Origin of the sequence: Streptomyces sp. NPDC127084, from assembly GCF_042724175.1 — a bacterium.
GTDB lineage: Bacteria > Actinomycetota > Actinomycetes > Streptomycetales > Streptomycetaceae > Streptomyces.
Genome location: NZ_JBHXFA010000410.1, coordinates 1 through 1,156, shown reverse-complemented (window position 1 = coordinate 1,156; position 1,156 = coordinate 1). Strand labels below are relative to the sequence as shown.

Below are 1,156 nucleotides of genomic sequence, written 5' to 3'. Positions count from 1 at the left end.
GAGGAACGCGTCCGGTCCTGGGGTTTCGCCCCTCCCGTCCTCGCCCCCTGGCGGCGGGGGCCGGCCGCGGCCGCCCCGGGCCGGGGGGGGGGGGTGCCGCCCGGACTGGCGGGGTCGCGGCATTCGTACGGGCAGGCCGGATGCGGGCCCAGTGGGGGAGCTCATGGCGCCGCATGCTACTGGTTTTGTCGCCGGGACTGTTCGGCGAGGGGGCAGTCACGTACTGTCTGTCCGTATATGCCCGATGAGTTTGCGGCTCGGCTTGCGTGATGTACATCCGGGTTTGCGGGTCGGTGTTCCCGCGGTCTCAGCGGCTCGTGGTCACGCGGAGCATACGTCCGTCCCGGGGCACGATCAGCTGCTCCGTCGCGAGTGCGGCGGCGACGGTCAGCGCGCCCGCCAGCGGGTCGCCCGCGGCGGGCACCAGCCGCGCCTGCGGGAGCTGCCGGGACAGCGCTGCCGAGAGCGGAGTCAGCAGGGTCTCTCCCAGCTTGAACAAGCCTCCGGTGAGAGCCACTTCGCACTCCCCGGAGGTGGGCGACGGGCATACGGCCGCGGCCGTGGCCGCGATATGCCCGGCCGCGTCACCGAGAATGCGCGCGGCGACCGGATCGTCCGCCGCGCACGCGGCGACCTCGGGGGCGAACGAGGCCAGCAGAGCGGGCCGGTCGGAGCGCGGATACAGCAGCCCCGGCAGCCGGTCCGGCGGTCCGAACACCTTCTCCAGCCGGTCCAGCAGCGCGGCCGACCCGCCCGCACGCCCGTCGAACGCGCATAGCGCCGCCTCGAAGCCTGCCCGTCCGATCCACGCCCCGCCGCCGCGGTCCCCAAGCAGATGCCCCCAGCCGTCCGCCCGCCGCCAGGTGACCAGATCCGTACCCAGCGCGATCATCCCCGTGCCCGCCGCGACCACGACTCCCGGGCGCTGCCCGAGCGCGCCGACGTAGGCGGTCACCGCGTCCGCGGCGCAGGCGATGGCTTGCGTCCCGAGTTCGGAACCCAGCGCGGTCGGCAGTACGGCCCGCAGTTCGTCCCCGAGCGTCGCCATTCCGGCCGCCCCGATGGCGATCGCGTCCGGCCTGGGGGCGCCCACCCGCCCGAGCAGTGTGCGGGCCATCGGCAGCAGAGGCTCCAGCAGCACGGCCGCGGCGAGTGC

General features: G+C 74.9%; 1 protein-coding gene. It reads right to left on the bottom strand.

Going from position 1 to position 1,156, the window contains the following annotated elements; all coding sequences use genetic code 11:
• Positions 1–307 precede the first annotated feature (307 nt).
• Positions 308–1,156: N-acetylglucosamine kinase (locus ACFWI9_RS34605; RefSeq protein WP_387169345.1), on the bottom strand; the 849-nt coding region annotated here is incomplete at its 5' end.